The sequence below is a fragment of the Proteiniphilum sp. UBA1028 genome, assembly GCF_002316955.1.
Taxonomy (GTDB): Bacteria; Bacteroidota; Bacteroidia; order Bacteroidales; family Dysgonomonadaceae; genus Proteiniphilum.
Genome location: NZ_DCEN01000005.1, coordinates 15,459 through 18,976 on the forward strand (window position 1 = coordinate 15,459; position 3,518 = coordinate 18,976).

General features: G+C 54.3%; 2 protein-coding genes. One reads left to right on the plus strand and one right to left on the minus strand.

The window, feature by feature from the left end:
• Positions 1–24: 24 nt before the first annotated feature.
• Positions 25–2,016 (minus strand): ribosomal protection-like ABC-F family protein, encoded by a 1,992-nt coding sequence (gene abc-f, locus B3Z75_RS00710; RefSeq protein ID WP_294066622.1) that lies wholly within the window; start codon positions 2,014–2,016, stop codon positions 25–27.
• A 352-nt stretch (positions 2,017–2,368) separates the two neighbouring features.
• On the opposite strand from abc-f, the gene B3Z75_RS00715 reads away from it, so the two are divergent.
• On the plus strand, positions 2,369–3,484 hold the full coding sequence (locus tag B3Z75_RS00715; RefSeq protein ID WP_294066626.1) for a DEAD/DEAH box helicase: 1,116 nt from the start codon (positions 2,369–2,371) through the stop codon (positions 3,482–3,484).
• The last annotated feature ends 34 nt before the right edge of the window (positions 3,485–3,518 follow it).

The window sequence follows — 3,518 nt, forward strand, 5'->3', positions numbered from 1 at the left end:
TTGAAACCTTGAAACCTTGAAACGTTAAACTTTCAAACCTCGAAACCTCTCCAGTTCTAACGTCAGCTTTTCCCAATTGTTCATGATCCGGTCCAGTTTTGCTTTGGTGTTCAGGTAGTTTTGCAGCATCTCCACGTTCGAAGCACCTTCCGGTGTAGCCAGTTCCTGCTCCAGTCCGGCAATCGTTGTTTCGAGTGCTTCAATCTGATCTTCTGCCTCCTCCACCTGTTTTTCCAGTCTCCGCTGCTGCCGGTTCAACTCCTTCTGCTCCTGATAGGAAAGCTTGTTTGCCGCGGGCCGGTCTTGTGCTGCACCCTGACTGCTCACCTCCTTCTCTTCTTTCTTCGGCGGGGCTGCCGCATCCCTTGCCGCTGCCGGCGACTTTGAAAGCTCCAGCTGCTGCAGGTTGTCCAGCTTCTTTGTCGCCAGGTAGTCGTAGATGCCACCAATATGTTCCGTCACCCTGCCGCCGCCAAACTCATACACCTTGTTTACCAGCCCGTCGAGGAAGTCACGGTCGTGCGATACGATGATCGCCGTGCCGTCGAACTCGCGGATCGCCTTTTTCAGCACATCCTTCGATGCCAGGTCGAGGTGGTTGGTCGGCTCGTCCAGGATCAGCAGGTTCACCGGCTCCAGCAGCAGACGGATCATTGCCAGTCGGCTCCGTTCGCCCCCCGAGAGCACCTTCACCTTCTTCTCCGACGCCTCGCCGCCGAACATGAATGCGCCCAGGATATCCCGTATCTTCGTACGGATATCACCCACTGCCACCTCGTCGATCGTCTCGAAGACCGACAGGTTTTCGTCCAGCAGCTGCGCCTGGTTCTGAGCAAAGTAGCCTATCTTCACGTTGTGGCCCAGCGTCAGCCTGCCGCCGTGCTCAATCTCCTGCATGATGCACTTCACCAGCGTCGACTTCCCTTCGCCGTTCTTCCCCACAAAGGCGATCTTCTCGCCGCGCCCAATGGTGAGCGTCACCTTGTCGAAAACAAGATGGTCGCCATATCGTTTCTCCACATCCTCCATGATCACCGGGTAAGAGCCCGAGCGCGGCGCCGGCGGAAACTTCAGGTTGAGGCGCGAGTTATCCACCTCGTCCACCTCAATGCGATCAATCTTCTCCAGCTGCTTGATGCGCGACTGCACCTGGTTCGACTTGGTCGCCTTGTACCGGAACCGTTCAATGAAATCTTCCGTATCCTTTATCTGCTTCTGCTGATTCTCGTAGGCCCTGAGTTGCTGTTCGCGGCGCTCCTTGCGCAGTTCCACGTATCTGGTGTAGTTCACCTTGTAATCGTGGATGTTGCCCAGCAGCACCTCGATGGTGCGGTTTGTGACCGTATCGAGGAAGGCACGGTCGTGCGATACCAGCATCACCGCGTTGGCATGCGTGGCCAGGAAGTTCTCCAGCCATTGGATCGATTCAATGTCGAGGTGGTTCGTCGGCTCGTCCAGCAGCAGCACATCGGGAGCCTGCAGCAGGATCTTTGCCAATTCAATGCGCATGCGCCAGCCGCCGCTGAACTCACGCGTGGGGCGGTCGAAGTCGCTCCGCAGAAAGCCCAGCCCCAGCAGTGTCTTCTCCACCTCCGCCTCGAAGTTGTGGATGCCCGACATCTGCAACAGCTCCTGCAGGTCCGTCGCACGCTCAATGATGCGATGATAGGCCTCCGACTCATAGTCGGTCCGCTCCGCCATCTCCCTGTGCAGCTCCTCCAGCTCCCGTTCCATCTTCTGCAGGTGTTCGAAAGCCCGGGAGGCCTCTTCCTTCACCGTGCCATGGTTGCTTAGCTTCATCTGCTGCGGCAGGTAGCCCACGGAAAGTTCCTTGGGATAAGATACATTGCCGTGTGTGGGTTGCTGCAGGCCGGCCATGATCTTGAGCAGTGTCGATTTCCCTGCTCCGTTCTTGCCCACCAGCGCCACCCGTTCATTTTTATTCAGTACGAACGATATCCGGTCGAGCAGGGTGAATCCCCCGAATTCGACGGTGATATTTTCGATAGAAACCATTTCTTCCAGTTTTTATGCATGCAAAGAAAACGCTTTTTGGGAGACTATGAAAATAAATTTCGGTCCCCCCCCATATTGAGCTCTCCGAATTCGGTATTGAAGCTCCAACTGTTGCTATTTGGGAATAAGTGGCAGGTCATCCTGTCCGTAAATCCTTATATATTGGTTATGTGTAGGAAAAACGAAAAATAATGCTTAACTTTGTAGCCGGTAACATCTAGTGCGTTGGTTCTACTCATAACAGTTCTCCCCTCACCATTTGTTAACTTCATTCCCTCTCCTCTACGGAAGGGACACGAGAAAATTTTATCAACAGCCACTACGCCGGCGAGGTGTAGTATAAATTAATTAGATGACATTTAAAGAATTAGGAATTATTGAGCCCATATTGAAGGCTCTCGAAGAAAAAGGATACACCACACCCACCCCCATACAGGAACAAGCCATTCTCCCGGCACTGCAAAACCGCGATGTCCTGGGACTGGCACAAACCGGCACCGGCAAGACGGCTGCCTTCGCACTCCCCATCATTCAGCAGTTATATCAGGATAAGAGCCATGGAAAAAGAAGAGAGATCAAAGCATTGATTCTCACGCCCACCCGTGAGCTGGCCATCCAGATCGACGACAGCCTGCGGGAGTACACAACCTACACGGGCATCCGTCACGCCGTGATTTTTGGCGGGGTGAAGCAACATGCACAGGTGAATACGCTGAAGAACGGCGTAGACATCCTGGTGGCGACGCCAGGCCGTCTGCTAGACCTGATCAACCAACGCTATGTGAGCCTTCATGCTATCCGCCATTTCGTGCTCGACGAAGCCGACAGAATGCTCGATATGGGATTCATTCACGACATCAAGCGACTGCTGCCGCTGTTGCCCAGAGAGAAGCAAACGCTCTTCTTCTCGGCAACCATGCCTGTATCCATTGCGTCGCTTTCGCGCTCCATCCTGCACAAGCCGGTGAAGGTAGAGGTCAACCCCACCTCTTCGGTGGTCGACACCATTGAGCAATATATCTATTTTGTGGAGAAGCCCGAGAAGAAAGATCTGCTGATCGACCTTCTGAAGAAGGACAAACGCAAGTCGGTGCTCGTCTTCTCGCGCACAAAACACGGTGCCGACAAGATTGCCCGGATACTCACCAGGGCCGGGATTGGCAGTGAGGCAATACACGGCAACAAGTCGCAGAATGCCCGCCAGCGGGCGCTCGCCAACTTTAAGTCGCACGAAACAAGGGTGCTGATTGCCACCGATATTGCTGCTCGTGGTATCGATATCGATCAGTTGGATATGGTGATCAACTACGATCTGCCCGATGTGCCGGAGACCTATGTTCACCGTATCGGGCGTACCGGCAGGGCCGGCAACAGCGGTACGGCACTCACGTTCTGTGCCACGGACGAGCAGCCGTTGCTGAAGGATATCCAGAAGCTCACCGGCCGGATACTCCGGGAAGCGAATTGAAGTTTCGCAACGTCGAAACATTAAACGTCGAAAC